12 protein-coding genes and 2 pseudogenes are annotated in these 18,130 nt (G+C 55.8%); 10 read left to right on the top strand and 4 right to left on the bottom strand.

From position 1 onward, the window contains the following. Nucleotides 1-192: 192 nt before the first annotated feature. The 8 genes from QOM08_RS17090 to QOM08_RS17055 all read left to right on the top strand — a co-directional run bounded on the left by QOM08_RS17090 (nucleotide 193) and on the right by QOM08_RS17055 (nucleotide 12,618). The gene (locus QOM08_RS17090; protein ID WP_316911902.1) at nucleotides 193-1,404 is read left to right on the top strand and encodes a hypothetical protein; all 1,212 of its coding nucleotides are present in this window, start codon (nucleotides 193-195) and stop codon (nucleotides 1,402-1,404) included. After that, the gene (locus QOM08_RS17085) at nucleotides 1,404-3,398 is read left to right on the top strand and encodes a hypothetical protein (RefSeq protein WP_316911901.1); all 1,995 of its coding nucleotides are present in this window, start codon (nucleotides 1,404-1,406) and stop codon (nucleotides 3,396-3,398) included. Before QOM08_RS17090 ends, QOM08_RS17085 begins: the two co-directional genes overlap by 1 nt. Next, on the top strand, nucleotides 3,382-7,134 hold the full coding sequence (locus QOM08_RS17080) for a DEAD/DEAH box helicase (protein WP_316911900.1): 3,753 nt from the start codon (nucleotides 3,382-3,384) through the stop codon (nucleotides 7,132-7,134). The genes QOM08_RS17085 and QOM08_RS17080 overlap by 17 nt, the downstream gene beginning before the upstream one ends. A 115-nt stretch (nucleotides 7,135-7,249) precedes the next feature. Further along, nucleotides 7,250-7,381, top strand: a complete 132-nt coding sequence (locus tag QOM08_RS17075; RefSeq protein ID WP_279382068.1) for a hypothetical protein — start codon at nucleotides 7,250-7,252, stop codon at nucleotides 7,379-7,381. 82 nt (nucleotides 7,382-7,463) lie between these two features. Further along, nucleotides 7,464-8,528: an ATP-binding protein gene (locus QOM08_RS17070; RefSeq protein WP_316911899.1), complete on the top strand. Its 1,065-nt coding sequence runs from the start codon at nucleotides 7,464-7,466 to the stop codon at nucleotides 8,526-8,528. Further along, nucleotides 8,528-9,772 (top strand): hypothetical protein, encoded by a 1,245-nt coding sequence (locus tag QOM08_RS17065; RefSeq protein WP_316911898.1) that lies wholly within the window; start codon nucleotides 8,528-8,530, stop codon nucleotides 9,770-9,772. The genes QOM08_RS17070 and QOM08_RS17065 overlap by 1 nt, the downstream gene beginning before the upstream one ends. Continuing rightward, nucleotides 9,769-11,916: a hypothetical protein gene (locus QOM08_RS17060; protein ID WP_316911897.1), complete on the top strand. Its 2,148-nt coding sequence runs from the start codon at nucleotides 9,769-9,771 to the stop codon at nucleotides 11,914-11,916. Before QOM08_RS17065 ends, QOM08_RS17060 begins: the two co-directional genes overlap by 4 nt. Before the next feature lie 6 nt (nucleotides 11,917-11,922). Continuing rightward, nucleotides 11,923-12,618, top strand: a complete 696-nt coding sequence (locus tag QOM08_RS17055; RefSeq protein ID WP_316911896.1) for a flagellar motor protein MotB — start codon at nucleotides 11,923-11,925, stop codon at nucleotides 12,616-12,618. 98 nt (nucleotides 12,619-12,716) lie between these two features. Here QOM08_RS17055 and QOM08_RS17050 read toward each other — a convergent pair whose 3' ends face one another. The 3 genes and pseudogenes from QOM08_RS17050 to mobH all read right to left on the bottom strand — a co-directional run bounded on the left by QOM08_RS17050 (nucleotide 12,717) and on the right by mobH (nucleotide 16,583). Then, on the bottom strand, nucleotides 12,717-13,865 hold the full coding sequence (locus QOM08_RS17050; RefSeq protein ID WP_316911895.1) for a hypothetical protein: 1,149 nt from the start codon (nucleotides 13,863-13,865) through the stop codon (nucleotides 12,717-12,719). Further along, nucleotides 13,862-14,614 carry a hypothetical protein gene (locus tag QOM08_RS17045; protein ID WP_316911894.1) on the bottom strand — a complete coding sequence of 251 codons (753 nt, stop codon included), beginning with the start codon at nucleotides 14,612-14,614 and terminating at the stop codon, nucleotides 13,862-13,864. The genes QOM08_RS17050 and QOM08_RS17045 overlap by 4 nt, the downstream gene beginning before the upstream one ends. Nucleotides 14,615-14,856: 242 nt before the next feature. Next, a pseudogene (mobH, locus tag QOM08_RS17040) lies at nucleotides 14,857-16,583 on the bottom strand (MobH family relaxase). 231 nt (nucleotides 16,584-16,814) lie between these two features. On the opposite strand from mobH, the gene QOM08_RS17035 reads away from it, so the two are divergent. Further along, the gene (locus QOM08_RS17035) at nucleotides 16,815-17,009 is read left to right on the top strand and encodes a hypothetical protein (protein WP_244698811.1); all 195 of its coding nucleotides are present in this window, start codon (nucleotides 16,815-16,817) and stop codon (nucleotides 17,007-17,009) included. A 133-nt stretch (nucleotides 17,010-17,142) separates the two neighbouring features. Here QOM08_RS17035 and QOM08_RS17030 read toward each other — a convergent pair. After that, a pseudogene (locus QOM08_RS17030) lies at nucleotides 17,143-17,317 on the bottom strand (DNA primase); the annotation flags it as partial. A 621-nt stretch (nucleotides 17,318-17,938) separates the two neighbouring features. Between QOM08_RS17030 and QOM08_RS17025 the strand changes: the two are divergent. Next, complete coding sequence (locus QOM08_RS17025) at nucleotides 17,939-18,097, top strand: hypothetical protein (protein ID WP_316911893.1); 159 nt, start codon at nucleotides 17,939-17,941, stop codon at nucleotides 18,095-18,097. The last annotated feature ends 33 nt before the right edge of the window (nucleotides 18,098-18,130 follow it).

Here is an 18,130-nt window from a genome sequence, read left to right as displayed (position 1 = left end):
GGTAGGACGAGTAGTGGTCAGGATGTGTCGTGGTTGTCGTGCGTATTGAGTGATGTCATATTGCCTGCCGCTCTCGGCGACCCACTGGATGCCAGATCACTGCAGACGACACATCTTGTCGGTGCCTGGTGATATTGCTGGTTTGAACACCTTGTTCAGTCCGGCGTCAGCCTTCTCAAGGATCGAGTTTTCATGCTTACCGTTCTATCTCTGCTGGATAACAGGCTACGTCCTAAAGGATCACGAGATCCCTTGGCCATCGAGTCCATCTGGAGCTCGGTGGGGCGAAAGGCGGTGGGTAACCTGACAACGGTCACCAGCCGCATGAGCCATTTCATGGTCGCGTTGCTGGCCTGCCGATATGCCCATACAGGCACGAAATCTCGTCCTCTTGAAGATGTCCAGCAGCGGTACGCACGCGCCGAGCAACTGTCAGCTTATCTGCGACTTCATGACTCTGTTAAAGCAGGGCCACTGGGAAGCCAGCTTGCTATCGCCAATCTCAAGCGCGACTCGATGGAATTGGGCATACACAAGAAGGCGCAAATCCTCAGCAATCAACTCAGCTATGGGCTGTGGGGGCTGTATTCCTCCGCACTACAGGCAGCGGGTCTTATCAAAGGCAGTGAAAGACGACTGACTGACCGAGGTGTGGCGCTCACGGATCTTATGTTGCAGGTGTTTGGTGACTCTCGGTGGCAACGCTTCGAGGATTTTGCCGGCCGGAACAATGTGACCCGGGCGCAACTGTCCCTGCTGGCGCCCGACTTTGCCGCGCTGCTCAATGACAAAAGCGTACGCAAGCACATCGTCCTTGCGCTGCTGAATTACCAAGGGGCTGGCCCCCTGCAAGTCGCGTTGTTCGAGGCGGTTAACGTGTGGCTCCTTTTGCCTGGCGATAAATCTTCAGTGCGCGATTTCATTCAGTGGGCACTGACCGAGCAGAGCGTCGACTCCCAATTGCAGGATGTTCTAAAGCAAATTTTGCTGCTGCAACCAGTGCTGGTGTTTGCCAATACGCTTGTTGGCTGGTTGCAAAGCCAGAAAGGCCGCAGCCGCAGCGATTTGATCGACGACTTGAGTCCACGGCTCACGGCGCCATTTCTACCGTTGGGCTGGGGCAGGCCGGGGCTGCCGCATTTATCGTTCCTGCAGAGCCTCGTGGAGGCTGCCAACGGCGGCGATGCCGCTTCGGTAATCGAGCAGATTGTCATCCAGAACAGCCTAGTGATGGGCCAGAGAGGTGGAGCCGCGTGGCTTCACTGGGAGGCAGACAAACTCAGGGTTCGGGTTCCCGTAGATCGCGCCTGGTTGCCTGAGGATCTTTGCGGTCATTGTGGAAAAACCTGGGAATACAGCTTCTTTCTTCATTCCTTCCTGACCATTGCCAAGGCAGGCCAATAATGAAAGCACACACCATCAGTGATGCGTTCCGGGCCTGTATTGGTGAGCGCGAAGTGACCTCGGCTTTTTTCACAACCTACAGCTTCGAGCCAGACTTCTTCGAGCTTGAGGTCATCCCGCTGCTACTGGGCGATCAGGCGCTTTCAAGCCAGAGCGATATTCGCTCGGTCCAGCTGCAGGCATTGATGCAGGACAAGGGCAGGCGCTTTGCCGTGGTACATGACGTGGATGTATTCAACCCCACTGCAGGCAGTCGCCTCGAAGTCGATTATTTGCCCGTGCGGGTCGGCGGGGGGTGTCAACACGCCAAGATGGCAATATTGGTTTTGCAGGAAAAGGGCGATCAGATACCGACGATTCTGCTGGTGGCAGGGTCGTTCAACCTGACCAAGGCGGGGTGGTGGGACAACATCGAGGTTGGTCATTTTGTCGAGCTGCAAGCGACTTGTGCGCCTGCCAATATTCTTGAACCCATGCGCCGTGCACTGCGATTTTTTCAGGCAGCCGCGCCCACCCCTGTCCTGGATGAAATCGTGAATGTGCAGGCCGGCTGGTTGGCGAGCGCCGATGATCCCGATTGCAGCTTCTATTTCTCCGGGGCTGCTTCTAACCGTTTGGCTTTCCTCGACTTCATTGGCCAGTGCCCACATACGTTGCCCGCTGCCAAGGATGCAGCCACGCTGGAAATCGTCAGTCCTTTCTTCGGCGAGAAACCGGACAGTGGCGATACTCAGAAACTGATGAGCCTGTTCTCGACAGTCCGTTTGCTGCTGCCTCGGGATGAGGAGGAGCGGGCACTTGTCGATCCTGGGGTATTTGACGCATTTCATACCGATCAATGGTGCGGCTGGGCCTCTGCCTGGAACGATAGCCACCAGGTCATCGGAGCCCCCTTTCGCCGGGTACATGCAAAGATATTCCAGGGGCGCGGCAAGCGGTCGTGGCAGTTTGTGGGGTCAGTGAATTTCAGCCACAAGGCATTCCGGGAAAATGTCGAGGCTGGTTTTCTTCTACAAGGAGGCGATTTCCCGTCGTTGCTGGAGCCTTTGACGACCCTGCCTTTGGGGTTTGCCCCGGACTCGGATTTGCATAGCGCTGAAGCTTCGGAAGGACTGGCAATGCCGGTTTTGCGCCTTGCATACGACTGGGACAGTCAATGGCTGGAAGTGATAGCACAGGATTCGATCAGCGGTGAGCTGACATTGCTGGACAACCCAACGCCAAGCCTTGGCTCAATTGTTTTCGCACAGACAACTTCGGGCAATGCGTTTCTGCCTGCATTGCGTCACCATCTGGAACGCTCTTCTCTGGTCAGGGTGCGCTGGCAGTCAGGTGCCGAGTGCGTGGAGCGTTACCTGATGGTGACGCAGCGCAACATTTACTGTCGTCCCAGCCAGTTGCCGGCGATGGACTTGCAAAGTCTATTGCGTTTGTTCATCGAGATGCGCCTTACCAAAAAAATCAGCCAGTTCGGTGAGCTGGCTCAACAGATGCTTAACCTCCGTGCCGCACTGGGTGCGACGGATGAACAACTGCCGGAAATGATGGACGCGAGTGAAGCCAAAAGCTTCTTCGCGGAGTTCTCGCAGGTCAATGGCGCGTTCTGGCAATTGGAACGCACCCTTGCACTGGCGGCAGACGAGAACAGCTCAAAAAAACTCGCGTACTACCTCGCTGGCTGTCAGCCCGACTCTTTGAAGGCCATGCTGGAGAGCGTGGAAGCGGGGGGCGGTGATGAGGAAACGGTGGTTGTGCGCTATTTGACGCTGGTCAGCATGCAAGGCTTGTTGGCCCGATATCCGCAGCACAGCTGCGCGACCCTGACCAGGCGCGTACAGGCACTCATCGCTGAACTGGAAAATGACGAGCTGTTGTGTCATCTCGACGAGGCCGAAGGTACGCGTTTTCTCGAATGGTTCAGGACTCAATTTCAGCGTCCCTTGACCCCTGCAAATTCACGGAAGAAGGATGTCTCTCATGCAGCGGATCAATAAAGCCACGGCCGGGACCGTCATCGATTTTTCAGGTGGCAACCCTGAACTCAAGGGATTGGCTGAGCAGCAACTGTTGGGCGCGGTCGCCCTGTACAACAAGCTCGCGGACCATCAGGTGGCGTACCTCGCCGATGAAGTGGGGATGGGCAAGACTTACATCGGCCTCGGTGTCGTTGCATTGATGCGGCATTTCAACCCCGGTTTGCGTGTCCTGTATCTGTTGCCAAAAAACAATGTTCGCGACAAATGGATCAAGGACTATCGGGCGTTTGTACATAGCAACTACCGGCTTGAGGATATGGCGGTCAAAGGCCTGGGTGGGGAGCCGGTCACTCCGTTCAGAGCCTGTCACAATTTGTCTGAGGTAGTTCAGACAGTGGCGAGTGGCAACGAGCGCGATCTATTTATCTGCACCTCAGCCTTCAGCTTTGCAATGGGAAATACCGTAGCCGACATGCTGCGTTGGACACAGCGATTTGAGGAGTTGATGCCTCAACATCGAAAGCTTCTGGAGAAGATCGTCAGGCAGTTGAACACTATGGACGGCAGAAGCAATCCAGGGGGACTCAAGCGGCAGGTCAAGGATGTCTGGGTGAAGGCGTTGGGCGAGATGTTGCCCCGCTTCGATCTGGTGGTAGTGGACGAAGCGCACAACCTGCGCGCTGGCCGTGAAAGCAGCGACCGTAATCGCTTGTTGGCGACCTTGCTGGGCGACAACAGGCGTATCAAGCGCCTTTTGCTAATGTCGGCAACACCCTACGACCGCCATCTTGAACAGTTGCGCAACCAACTCGCGTTGTTCGGCTTCCAGGGGTATGCGGCACTGCCGGAGGGTGGGAATCCGGCCGACCCCGACATGCACGCGGCGCTCAGTCGCTTGTTCGTACGTCGCCTGAACACGCTCACGCTTGATCAGGTGGCTCACACCCGCAACATGTATCGTCGTGAGCATCGCAACGGCGAGGCTGCGGAAGTGAAGATGACCGTAGCGCAAAAATTGTTCGCCGCTCTGCTGCAAAAGAAGGTGAGCGAGCACTTGCAGGAGAACTGCTCTAATCGTTTTGAGCTGGGTATGCTGGCGTCGTTCGAGAGTTACCTGCCTGGCGAAAAAAACCGGCCGGTAGAGTTCGATGGTCATGAAGCAGCGGACGACGGCGACTCGTTGCGGGATGCGGCAGACCGCAGCGTCGTTGAATATCTGGTGGAAGATTACGAGAGCGCCTTCAAACGCAGACCACCGCATCCGAAAATGGACAGTGTGAGTCAACAGACGCATCACCTGGCATTTGTCGAAGGCAAGAAACAGTTGATTTTCGTCCGCCGTGTGCGCAGCGTTTCCGAGCTGAAGTTCAAGCTGGAAGAAGCCTACGACGATTGGATTGGTGACTACATCGTCGGCGACAGTGCTGTTGCCAGGAGTTACCAGCTATACCGAACGCGCACGGTCGAACGTAGCCACTCCCTCATTGAAAGCGATGTCTCCGACGTGTTCGAGGCATCGGCAAGCAGCGACAATTTCTTTACCTGGTTCTATCGTGGCCAGAATCCGGAGCTGGCCAGCATCAAGGGCCTGGGGCAGTTGCCCCACAACTTCCGTAGCAAGCTGTTGCAGAGCCGATTGTTCGAGGCTAACTGGTTATCTTTGCCGGGTATGCCCGCCATGACGTCTTTGAAAGTCGATTGGAGCGTGATCGGCAAGAGCGAGTCTGTCGCCAGCCCCGGCCAACGTTATCGATTGGCTCAATATGCGTATCTGCGGGCAGTCGCAACGCGTGACGATGCAGCCGCGACAGTCGCCAAGTGCGTGTTGAATGTGTTGTTCGAAGGGTTTCAGGCCACTTGTGACTTGGCTGAACCTTCAGTTCTTGCCCGTGAGCTGGAGCGTTCAACACTCTGGGATAGCCTGCGGTGCCATGATGAACTTGCCGTACTTGCACCCCAATGGAGCCCAGAGGTATTCACCCAACTTGCCACTTTGAACAATGGTGCTGTTGATCGGCTGTTACGCAGACTGAGTACCCATCAGGAGCTGCTGGGTGCCCTGTGCCGTGTGGATCATCCTTTCATTGATCTGTATTCGCTCAGGAACGTTCGCAGGGAAAAGGACGGTGACGCCGACGGCCTGTTCATAGAGGCACTGGTCGAGCTGTTGGGCGTTCAATGCGTGAAACACACCCCGTTCAGCAGTTATCAGATACTGCGCGATACCGTCGTGAACCTGGATTTGTTGATCAAACTCAACTTTCCGGAGATTTACTCCCGGTCGGTCAGCAGCCTTACCAAGTACCTGGCCACCCAGGTCCGTTCCACTTCACCCATTCGCGGAGCTACCGGCGAGAACAGCGCCAGCCGTACAGCAATTGCCACGCTCTTCCGCATGCCTGGCTATCCACGTGTGCTGATATCCACCGATGTCTTTCAAGAAGGGGAAGACCTGCATACCTTCTGCGACAGTGTCGTGCATTACGGTATTTCCTCCAGCCCCATCGCTCTGGAGCAAAAGGTCGGCCGTGTTGATCGGGTCGGGTCACTGGCACATCGGCGCATGCTCTCGGCCGGCACCGATTATGCCGAGCATTTCATTCAGGTGGGCTTTCCGCACATCCGTCAAAGCATGGAGTTTTATCAGGTACGCCAGGCTGCGGCCAACATGAACGCATTCATTCAAACGCTGCATGCCGTGGGCCACCAGGGACCCCGGTTCAAGCGCGAAGTGGAGCTGCATGAGGAGTTGGTGGACCAGGCGCCCGTGAAGCCGCAGATCCTCGACTTTCTCACCAGCCATTATGAAATCACTGACGAAGACCTTCAGGGCGATGACCGCAGTGAGGCGATAAGCAATCAGGCCAGTGTCATGACGCGGCGTCGGGCTCATGTCAAAACCCAATTGGAGACCACGCTCAGAGATCTGACTGGCGATCCGCAGGCTTTCGTGAGGGACGCCGGAGACGGCTGGCATTTGTCGACGGCGGATTACGACACGCCGAGCGTTACCGTGCGCAGCGCTGTTGGCATGGCTGAATTGTTGGTAGCCGCGACGATACCCCGCGATATCGACGAACCAGGCGACATCCTCAGCCCCATCGGCCGCGTCCGCTTCCTCAAGACCCTGCAAGCAGACCCGTTCAGACGGGTGTTGCTGGCGCCGACAGCCGAAAAAACCAAGCGATTCGCTTTGCAGTACAACGCCGAAAATTACGCGGGCAGCGATGGTGCTCTAGTCGGTGACGAAATTCTCGACGTCTATCGGCGTGTCTTAGGCTCGAGTTCTACATCCAGCAAACGCACCGAGGAAACGGTCGCGCGCATCCACGGGATGGTAGACAGACTCGTACACGACACTGAGCGCATGAGCGTCAGGCGGCTATCGACGTGGAGGCTTGAGTTCCATTTCAAACTGGAGGGGCGATACCAATTGGTCCGGTGGGGGTTCAAGGACCAGTACGTGGTGTTCACCTCCAAGGTTGTCGATCACAAATGGACCAGAAAATTGGCGATGTTCAAACAGTTCAGCCAGTCACCGCTGATGGAGCACACGCTTGGACGCAACTGCCGGTTCGATCTGGTGGACTTCCATGTCGACCAGGACGAGGAGCTGAGCGTGCGGGCGTGTCATCCAGTGCAACATCTGAATGATGAAGAGTTGATGCACATCGCCCATCAGGTCGCATCTCAGGCAGACAGGCTGGAGCACGTATTGATGGGGCGGGAAGGGGAAATCGGGGACGACGACTGAGTATCACCTCCAGGGTGAGTATTTTTCGTGCCTTGGGAATCTGCGATTCGGCCCCGACACAATCTGTCGCGACCGGCTCGTAGGCTGAGCACAGACCACAAGAGAGGGATGCGAAATGCTGAAGAACGTGCTGGCTACCGTCGGTTTGGCCGTGGTGCTCAAAGCGAGCTTTGATCTGTATCTGAAGTATAAACAGATGGAGCGAGAGAATGATACCTGGCGCAAGTCGGCCTCCGGCGGGGAGTGATGCGCTAATTGCCTGGCTTTTTAATTGATCCTAAAAATCTTCAAGTTCGATGTCTGCTGTCCGATAGCTTTCTGATGCGCCGATGGGTTTCCAGCGGCTCAATGAAGACACTGCCTTCGGACTTCCGCAAGCTTCTCTTGCAAGGCTGCAAAGCCCAAGAGCTCAAATCAATGGACTGGTGATTACAGTGTCCTCCAGAGACTATCTCTATCAGAAGTTACGGCCTGAGCTGTTGGCCACCGAAGAACCTCCCGCCAAGACTGCGCCCGCATCGCGAAGCACATTGCCTCGCTTCACACTGGAGCGGGACGTAGTGCTTTCGCCGCAGGTCAAGCAACAGCTCGATGAAGCCTTGGTGAAAATTCACCACCATCACACCATCTACGTCACCTGGGGCTTCGCTGAGGTCGACCCTTGTGGCAGCGGCACGATCCTGAACTTTCATGGCGCGCCGGGTACGGGAAAGACGCTTACGGCCGAGGCATTTTCCGGGAGTATCGGCAAACGGCTTATCAGCGCCAGCATTGCCGACCTAGAAAGCAAGTTCATGGGCGATACGTCAAAGAATATTGCGCAGTTGTTCGAGTCGGCGCGTGCTGAGGACGCCGTGTTGTTCCTCGACGAGGCCGATACCTTGCTGGGTAAACGCTTGTCGTCGGTCACCCAGGGCATTGATAACGAGGTCAATGCCATGCGCTCCACGCTGCTTATCGAGTTGGAGAAGCACACCGGCGTAGTGATTTTTGCCACCAATTTTGCGCGCAACTATGACAGCGCCTTTGTCAGCCGTATTTCTCAGCACATTCGTTTCGAACTGCCTGGCGAAAGTGAGCGACGTGCGCTCTGGGCACGCATGCTGGTAGCGGGAATCCCTCTGGCCGAGGAGCGGGAAGGGGTGCTTGACGTCGTCGCAGCAGCTTCTGAGGGGCTGTCTGGCCGTGAAATTCGCACCTGCTTACGACTGGCTTTGCCCAAGCCTTTGCTGGCCAATGGCGCCGGAGTTCTGCAATTGGCACATCTTCAAGAAGCACTCGCTCAGCTTCTGGCTGCGCGTCAAGACATTCACACTTCGCGACCCGAGGTTGATCTCGGCACTGTCGCGGCGACACGTAAAGCATTGGGCATTCATCAAAGGAGCGATAGTTAATGGGCTGGTTTGATTCTCTCGTAAGTACGGTTTCAAATGCCGTGTCGTCGGCGTTTCGTGCTGTCAAACAAACAGTAAGCAAAGCCGTCAAATGGCTTGCCGACGAAGCAGAAACCTTTGTCGGAGAAGTCAAACGGCTATACCAGGCAGCCAAGCCTTACATTTCCAGCATGCGCGTAGGGCTTCGGACCCTGGCGATCCATGTGCCCTGGCCGTGGGTCAAAGCCTTGAGTCTGGGTCTGGAGCGTGCCTTGGCTGTACTGGAGCACCTGGACACCCACCCGCTGGCCGCCAAGGTGCAGCAGGCCATCGATTGGGTGATCGCTCGTGCCCGTGAATGGCAGAAAAAGTTGCTGGATGAGCAAGAAATCGCTGAAGCGCAGGCGCGGGAGCGGGATCTGAATGCTGCCATGGCCAAAACCCAAGGCCCAGAGCGCGAAGCACTTCAGGCGATTGCACTGACCAACCGTTATCACTTGGTCAAGGCATTGACCAATCGTCTGATCGAAACGGAGGCGTTCGTGGATTTCGACCACTACCTGCGCGTTCGCGCTGTGCAGAAGCTGCTGCAGGTTTACGAAGAACAAATGACCCAGCTTGAAGACATCGGCTCCCTGAGCCAGGAGCCGCTGTTCATTATCGATGTCGCCGCTCAACTGATCGAAGCGCGGGCAGAGTTGAACGATGCTGACGTGCAGCGTCTGGATGAACTGACCGTCAAGCACTTTGACAAGGCAGTGATTCCGTTTGTGTTCGAGGAGATGATCCTGGTGTGGGGCCTGGATTTGCAAAATGCTCAAAAAACCTGGGAAGAGCTGAATAAACGAGTGGTCAAGGACCGAGTGCTCAAGCGCCGCCTGGAGATGGAGGCGGAACTGGAACCACTGGAAGCAGAAGAGGCGCGGATGCTGGACGATCTGCGCATTCTGTTGCCGCGTGACGAAGCTCAACTTGAAGCGCTGGGCAACGAGACCCGCGCCAAGCGTAATTATGTGTTCGCCGCGGAAGGCTTTCTGCAACTGCTTGAGAAAAGCGAGGACCAGCTAGTGGCCGATGATCAGGAGTATTTGATCGACCACGGTGGCAGGGTTGGCGAGATTCTGGTGCGTTGCGCTCAAAACGGCGAGAAATGGGAACGCCTGAGCCCAGAGGAGCAGTCGCTGATTGTCAGCTTCGCCAATATTTTCGAGACCGACTGCAAGAAGCGTACTGATGCCTTCAGAGTGATTGAGGTTGCGGCATGATTGGCGAGATCCTGCAGTTCTTGACCCCTTCGCTGAGCAATCCGCTGGAAGTGTTTTTTTTCAGCATCATCCTGTTCGGTCTGTTGTCGTCGCTGATTACTTCACAGGTTTTCGGTCAGCCGGCGAAATGGGAAAAAAACTGGCGCGGCGGGGCTCGCATCAACGCGCTGGACATTGAGCACGGATCCATCGGTGAGTTGAGCCACGCTGTCGCCTCCGGTTGGGAGCGCTTTGCTTCCAATATGCCGGGATTGCTGCTGATCATCGGGCTTCTGGGCACGTTTCTGGGGCTGGGCCTGGCGTTGGACAAGGCATCGACCATCCTTCAAGGACATGACGACTCGCTCAACGCCATGAGTGGTTCCTTGACCCAGCTCACCGGTATGATGAAAGACCTTGGCACCAAATTCAAAACCTCCACCTGGGGGATCATTGCCTTCATTATGATCAAACTGTGGGAAGCCGCACCGTGGTCAGCGGAAAGCAAGCGCACTGACTGGTGCTTGGGGCACATGAAAGCTGAGATTGATCTGAGTCGCAAAGTCGCGCTAGCACTGCATGCCGAACGTGATCAAGTGAACCTGATGGCCCTCGAGACGGTTGGTACTCGTCTGGTAGAGGCGTTCAATGCCCAAGGCCTGCTGGTGGCCTCCGAGCTCAAGCAGATAAAGGCAGTCGAGTTACAGAACGGTAAACAATCCGAAAGCCAGTTGACTGCGCTGGGTGAAAGGCTTGCCAGTCTGGCAGTCGAAAATGAACTCGGCCGTAAAGCCTCGCAGGCGCTGCGCACGGAAAGTGAGCAGGTGAATCGGGCCGCACTGGAAAACGTCGGTACGCGGCTGATTGAGGCATTCAACGCCCAGGGTCTGCAGCTGTCGACCGAGCTCAAACAGCTCAAGGCGGTTGAATTCCAGAATGGTAAACAGGCCGAGAGCCATTTCAATGCGCTGGATACCCGCCTTGCCGACCATCATCAACAGCTCGGCGAGATCGCCAGACTCAGTGAAAACCTTCCACAAATCGCCGAGATGAGTACTCTGCTCAGCCGCTTGGTTGAGATCGAAGAGAGCCTCAAGGGCCTGCAGACGCTCGAGATGCAATTGGGCGAAGTGGCGGACAGCACCAGGGCGTCGCGCGAAAGTCTGCAAGGTTACGTGGAGGCCAAAACCGACAACTTGCTACGTCAGGAGGCCGCGGTACAGTTGATGGGTGAGTCCGCCACGCTACTGGCTGATTCGGCTGGGCTGCTTAAAGGCGGTGTGCAGGTCATGCAGGAAAAACTCAGCGGCGCGATTCACTCTCTGAATGAGGATTTCGCCGGGCACTTGGTAGAAATGAAGGTGAGCATGGATGGCAACATCACTCGGCTGGGCACCGTCATGGAGACTATCGAAGAGAGCCTGACCGGCACCATTAGCACAATGAGCCGTGATTTTACCCAGAACACCCAGGACATGGCAGCCAACTTGAAAGGGGCGACCGACAATATTTCCACTGCGGTCCATCAGTTGTCAGAGCACGTCGGCACCGTGGTCAACGAAGTCAAGGTGACCACTGAAAGCGCCAAGGACATGCAGAAGAAAACCAGCTCCCAGTTCTCCCTCACCAGCGCCACGCTCAACGAAGCGATTGAAGTCATGAGCTCCAATATGGATGAGCTCGGTAAGAGTATTTCGCAGGGCCTGAAGGAGGCGTCCGAGGCAGGGCAGAAGATGGATGCGGTGGCGAAAAAGCTGGTGACCTTCCCGCAACTCGCCGAGCAGTTCACTGCGCTCAACGTGCAATTCAAAACCATGACTGACCAGGGTGCTAAAACCCAGGAGGCACTGGAAGCCTTGCCGGCAGGGCTGACCCCTTTAAGTGCAGGCGTCAAACTGCTTGAGCAATTATGTGATTCGGCGCGTCAGCTACCCCTGGTTATTCAGGACGTGAAGGCAATTGCAGAGTCGCATCGTCAAGGCCAGCAAACCATGAACGCTCTGCCTGAACAGTTGGCGGCCAATATCGACAAGCAGTTTGCCAATCGCATCCAGGTACTCAGCGAGGCTGCACAGTCGACGGTGACGTTGCTGGGCCGACTCACGGCGGACTATGAGCCTGCGCCTGCGAGTGGTTTGCAGACCGATAAAGCTCAGCTGGCGTAATCGACCATGAAAGAAAAACCCAGCGAATGGATTTCCATCTCGGACCTCATGGCGGGTGTCATGGCGGTCGTGATGCTCATGCTTGTGGTTTCGGTGTTGCAGAACAAGGCGGCTGAAGCGGCGATGCGAGTCGAGAAGCAACAGATGGAAGCGGCGCGTCAGGCAGAAAAGGCCCAAGGTGCGACAACTCAACAAACACGCCTGAGTGCTTTGCTTGAAGCGATGCAGGCGGATCTTGCGCATGGCGGTGAAGGTGGACTTATCGATGTCGATATCAAGAACCGCCGGCTGACTTTGCCTGACAACGCCTTTGGCCGTGGCAGCGCCTGTATTACCGATGAGGCCAGGCAGGCGCTCACGCAACTGAGCGTTCGCGTCGCTACCTTCATTCACGATTACGGCCAAGGCCAGGTATTGGTCGAGGGGCATACCGACAATGTGCCGGTAAGCCGACCGGTCACTGATTATGCGCGGTATTGCACGGTCTATGACGATAACTACACGCTCTCCGCTGCTCGGGCACGGGAGGCGCGCAAGTTGTTGGTGTTGGCCCTGGACGGGCAGCAATCACTGCGAGTGATTGTGGCGGGTTACGGTGATTCCAGACCAAAACCCGGCCTGAATCCGGCAAGCGCAGAAAATCGGCGCGTTGAAGTTCAGTTGGTGGTGTCTCAGGAGGATCGCTCGCTCGACGGGCGCTGATCTTTGTCTGAAAGGCACGTCACGCAGGTAACGTGCCTCGTGAACAGAATGGTTGCCGACAGCCTGCTGTTTAGGGTCGGCAACCGGGATGCGAACGCTCAATTCGCCAATTTAGCAACCCCCACGCATTCATTACCCTGCATTTTCAGTTCAAGGATGACCTTGCGCGTATCCAGCACGGCCTGGCTGATTTCACGTAAGCGTCCGGTGCTGTCTGTCGTGAGTTTCAGCAGGCGTTTGTCTTGGGCCTTCAACAAGGACTGCCGTCGCGCATTGAGCTCCGCGCTGGACTCGGTAAGGGCGGACAACTTGTTGGCTCTTTCCTTGTAAGCATCGCGAAATTTTTCGACGGCGCCGTGTTTACCCTCGAACCTTTCGGCGACGCTGGTGAGGGCGTCAAGGCGCACTTGCACCCACTCCATTTGCCCCGGAAAGGTATCGAGCAAGCGGCACGCGACCATTCGGGCAGCTAGGCAGAGCTGTGATTGTTCGAGTGAATGACTGAACCTTTCCAGCTCTTTTTCCAGCGCCGCTTTCAACTTGCTGGTGCCGAAGGTGGTGGAAACATTCAGTGTGCGAATACCGTTGGTGATGTTGTCGAGTTCGAGTTCCAGATGCTTCTGGATTTGCCCAAGTTGCACTTCCTGAGCTTCAAGCTGAGCAGGGACTGAGTCATTAAGTTTCCCGTTCAAAAGCGCGGGTGCGATTTGACGCAGATAATCAATGCTGCCGGTGATCTGGCCTTCTCGCTTGTTTTGCTGAAACTGCTCGATGCGCTCTACCCCGGCGAGGATGTCACTCAACTTAGCGCTGATGTCTGCCAGGTGCTGTTGGGCGACGACGGCAGAGGCAATCTGAAATAACGCAGCCGAATTGACCAGGCTTGTCAGGTTATTGTCCTGAAACAGTCTGGCGTGTTCAGTAAATTTGCCGTCGGCAGATCTGGAGAAGGCACGCAGACCGTTGCCATCCTTCGCCGCTGCCAATGGGCCATTGATCTCCACTCGAAAATACTGATTCGAGTTTGCAACGCCCGTAGTGATCAAGTTGGGTATGGACTGGAGAAGGGGCGATAGTCGGCTCAAACCCAGTTGCGCTACCTGGTGGCTGTCACCGTGATCAGATGCAGTTGGCAGCGAGAGTGCCTTTACCGAGAGCACAGGAGCATTTTCGCTCGAGCCAACCAGCCATTGCTCATCGTCGTCCCGTTTGGCGAGCCCTTTGATGCGAGTAATCTCACCAGTCATGGTTTACCTCCAGGTAAACGAGGCTGCATGCCCTTCTGTCGGATGTAGGCGATTTGAACCACGCAAGGCAAGGTGATTCGAAATGCAGGGGACGCTAGAGAATAGCCTGCCAGACCTGCACCCATAGCGACTCCAATTGGACCCAGGGCCAAGCCTGCCAACCTGCCCATGAGCATCTCCGCTCCCAACACAGCACCTGCACCGAGAAGGTTGGTTCCCAGGGAGGCGGAAACAAATGAGGTCACATCCAGTGTTGCCGCATGCCCAAAGCCCATACGGTTCAAGAAGTGGGTGAATGAAAAAGGATTGGCGGCATCAGACTCGCCAAACTTCTCTGCAAATTGCGCACGAGCTTCCTTGGACATCTTGTCCCAGGCCTTGCCCAGTAAGCGTTGCAACACTTTGAGCTCAATCGTGGCGAGATCGTCTGAATCGGTCTTCTTTCCACCTACCTGAGTAAGCACGTCGGTGGCGATCTCTTTATACGTCACGCCTCCACTACGGAACAGATTGGTAATACTGTTACCGCCAAACATGCGGAGCTCGTGAACCAGCAATGCCAGTACATCTTTGTTAAAGGACTTGTCCTCACGAGCCTGGTGCAGAAATTCCTTTACTGTGCCGGCAAGCGAGATCCGGCCTTTCCCTGCGTCCGTGATGTAATCGACCAATAAACAAACGTCATCCGGTTCGGCTGCTAGCAGCAGCGCAAGCAACGGCTCGTCTCCGGCAATATCTATTTCAGACATCGACTTCCCCCTAGTAAAGAATACATCGTAAACCACTTCTGACGTTATCGGTGCCCAATTCCAAAGCCCAGCATCAGCTCACCGATGCTTGCGTCCACAGATGAATCGGCATTCACTCGAGACACTCTACCGGTGTCCTGTTGATCCGAATAACTGCAGGTCTGTGCTCACAAATGCCCCGCCAACTTCTGCTTGTTCCAGGCTTCTATAGGTTCGGCAATGGTGGTGGGGCAATTCGGAAATTAATCTTTTTCGATTTTAAGAAAAGGATTGTCGGCTGGTATCAATTCAAAAAATTGCTTCGGTTCTCCAATCAAATACCCCTTCAAGGTGGTTCTCTTCCTAGGGCCCTGCACTTGGCATGTCCAGATGTTCAGACCATTGTCTCGCTTCCTATGAACCCTCAGCTTCTCGAACTGCTTTTGCACCCAGCGCCATGCCTCAACCTCCTGATCTGAACCCTGCGAAACGCCCGGAAACTCCTGCGCATAGCGTTGGAAGAGACCAGGCGTGACCAGAAATACGCTGCCATCCACCGTGTGGATTTTGGCCTTGCTGTCGTTGATGATCAGTTTGTGGCTCAGAATGCCTTCCTTGACCCAATTCAGGAATGCCTGGCCTGGGTTATCCGATTGAAGCGTTGAAGTTTCGATAGCACTTTCTGACAGTGCGTCACTGGCCTCAGGCTTTTCCAACTCGAACATGTCCAGCAGCGAGCCGAGGTAATCGACATCCTCTAGTACCATGGGATCCGGCTGCGGTTGGCTTTGAGCTGATCCTGCACTGGCTGTCTCAGGCGCTGGTGTTGGTATCTGGGGGTCAGTTGAGTAGTCATGGGCTGCAATGCTCACCGTTCCGCTGAAAGCCTCGGGCCGGTCTTCGTTCCCCCAAATCAGCGTCGGTTGAAGGCGCAGAAAGGTGAAACTCTGCTGCCAGTTGCCTTGCGCGACAAGCGCGGTCCAGATGGCTTTGCCTTCCGGCGTGGACTCAACCAATCCATGTGATTGCAGCTCATCGAACACCGCGAGGTTGGACGAGGGAATGCCCTCAATCGATTGCGACAACAGATTGGCTCGTAGCTTGTCCGTGACCGTCTTGCTGACCAGCCAGAGTGCGTCCTGGGTCAGCCATCCCGCGGCACCTGGCTGGTTGAGTTTCAGTTCGTGCTGAACCAGATGACGCAGTCCGCTGATCAAGTGATGTTGCAGCGAATGAGTCGGTGCTTGCAGCGCCTTGCTCGGGTTACCACCGATGTTCTGTGCGGTGGAAATACGGTCGGCCTGCATCACCAACTCACCGAGCACGCCGGCACGCTCGTACTGGCCCGCCAGGACATACAGCAGGCTGGCCCACAGCGGCGGAAATCCACTGAGCCAATCGAGGATTGGGCGGTCGAGAATTTGGGTGTAGAGCAAGCCTGCGGCGGCGCCGTGCAGGTGGTAGTCCCGACCCTTGATATAACGAAAACGGTAGGGCTGATCCAGGGAGTCCTGCCAAGGATGATGCCAAACACGGCCATCCTGGCGTTCCACCTGCAAGTCCACGGCAATTTTGCCGATGTCATGCAGCAGGGCGCCATAGGCGATGACGGCCGACCAGGCATCGGTCTGGGCGGCTTGGTCTTCAGGAGCAGCGCCAGTGGGAAGCAGATACGACTGACGCAGTTTCAGACTACAAGCGACCAATTCCAACCCATGGTCGAGCATGCCGCCAAGATAAGCATGGTGGTGCGTCTCGCTGGCTGGAAGCAGCTTGACCAACTCCGCGTAGCGATGGATCGGATTTAAATAGAGCTGGCTGAACTGCGGATGGGAGAGGGCGGTGTACTGCCAAATGCGATCGAGCAATTGGCGACGGTGCTCGGCTCTAACAAGCTCTGAGATGACTCGATGGGCAGGTAACCTTCGGCAACGCTTACGATTGGTGGCGGAGGGGGCTTTTGCCTTTTGCGGCGAAACAGAATGAGCATTGTGGCTCTCCCAGGGAATGGCAGAGTCAATGGTCTTTTAGCTGTTCGGATAGGGCTCTTACCCTTAAGTCCCCAGACCCCCTCCAACCCTTGCCCGTCCTTTTGTCGTGCGTCCCTTTGTGCGGCAATCGGAATATCGATTTGTCCTGGTGCCGTTTTGTTGGATGCGCATGCTGTTACGAAAAAGGAAAGTGTCGGTACACTGCGGTGCGAATTTTATTGGGTCTTGCCATGAACCTCACTGACGCCACGCTCGTGCTGCTGCTCGCGGCACGTATCCATGGAACAGACGAAGCCGTCAGGGCCTCGGCGAAAAGCGTGGTCAAGAAGCTTCCGCGCAGCAAACGCGATCTGATCTACAAGGTGATCGACAGCCGAAGTCCACTCGAGCTGGTGGATTACCTGGCGCAGAATCTGGATACGTAACGGCGTACTGCTGTTACGGGATACATCATGTTCTTTGCGTCAGAGCTCCGTAGTGCGGGGATTTTTCTGGGCATAGAAAAAGGGTCCAACTCGTGTTGGACCCTATGAAGCGTTTGCAGCGGTGAGGTGACGATCAAGCGGCATCGTTCATGCATCGCGAGTCATCCATTACCATCTGCTTCCGTTGCTGCTCCAGGTTGAGCACATACTCCGAAGCGCATCGGGCCTGGCCACTGGCGCGGAAAAACCGCGCGGTTGTCAGCCTTGAGCAGGCCGAGCCAGGAGTCGATGTAGCTCTCGTGGCGCAACATAAAAAAATCGGCGCCCATTTTGTGGTGTATTGCAGCGCCGTTTTACGCACACTGGCGAGGCCCAGGCGATCTTAGGACACCCGCTGATGGCGTCTGTTGTGCCAATAGCTGCGCAGCTGAGCTGGAGTTGCCGTAATTCAAATTACAGGCTCTATGCGAGGTACGTGGTGATGCGATTCTCCATCTATATTTGCAGGCTGTCGTCCTCGTTAATTTTGCGTAGATCTAGCCCTGCTGTGCCAGGTGCTGTGATAGCGAGGGTAAGCAAGCGGGTCATCTGCGCCCAGGCGCTCGATGTAAGTCAGAAGTGCTCCGCCTGGGAGCTATGGATGCTTGGATAACACCGAAACTGGTCTTCAATCACAGTGGCCCAGCTATCAAAAGGATTAGAGGTGACATTGGAGTGGAAGCTTGCCTCGAAGACCTCCGACCACAGTACGGTCATCTGCGCCGCAAGGGACGGCGAAGCGTTCTCGTGGATGAGGAGAACGATCTGGTACTGGTAAGACCCGTACAACGATGGGTGGCTCGCGTTTTTGGTGCGCTGCGGGCTAGCGCAGTCTGAGGGCATCTTGTCTGGCGTATGGCAGGGATGCTGCCAAGGACATGCATGAGCCAATGGCTGATGATGAGCCCGCTCGCAAGCGGTTTGTCCAATTGGCCTTTGAAGGCTTTCAGTCGGAGCCCGGCTATCGCGAGCGTCTACTGCAATACTTCGAGAATTATCGGTTCCCGATCAAGAACCCGTTCCAGTCATTCTTCCGTGTTCCGAACTGAAATAGCTGCCTAATGGCGCTACCGCAGGGAGGT

Origin of the sequence: Pseudomonas sp. P105, assembly GCF_032614175.1 — a bacterium.
Classification (GTDB): domain Bacteria; phylum Pseudomonadota; class Gammaproteobacteria; order Pseudomonadales; family Pseudomonadaceae; genus Aquipseudomonas; species Aquipseudomonas rhizophila.
Note: the sequence above shows the minus strand (reverse complement) of the source record. Positions and strands in the feature narration are given on the sequence as shown.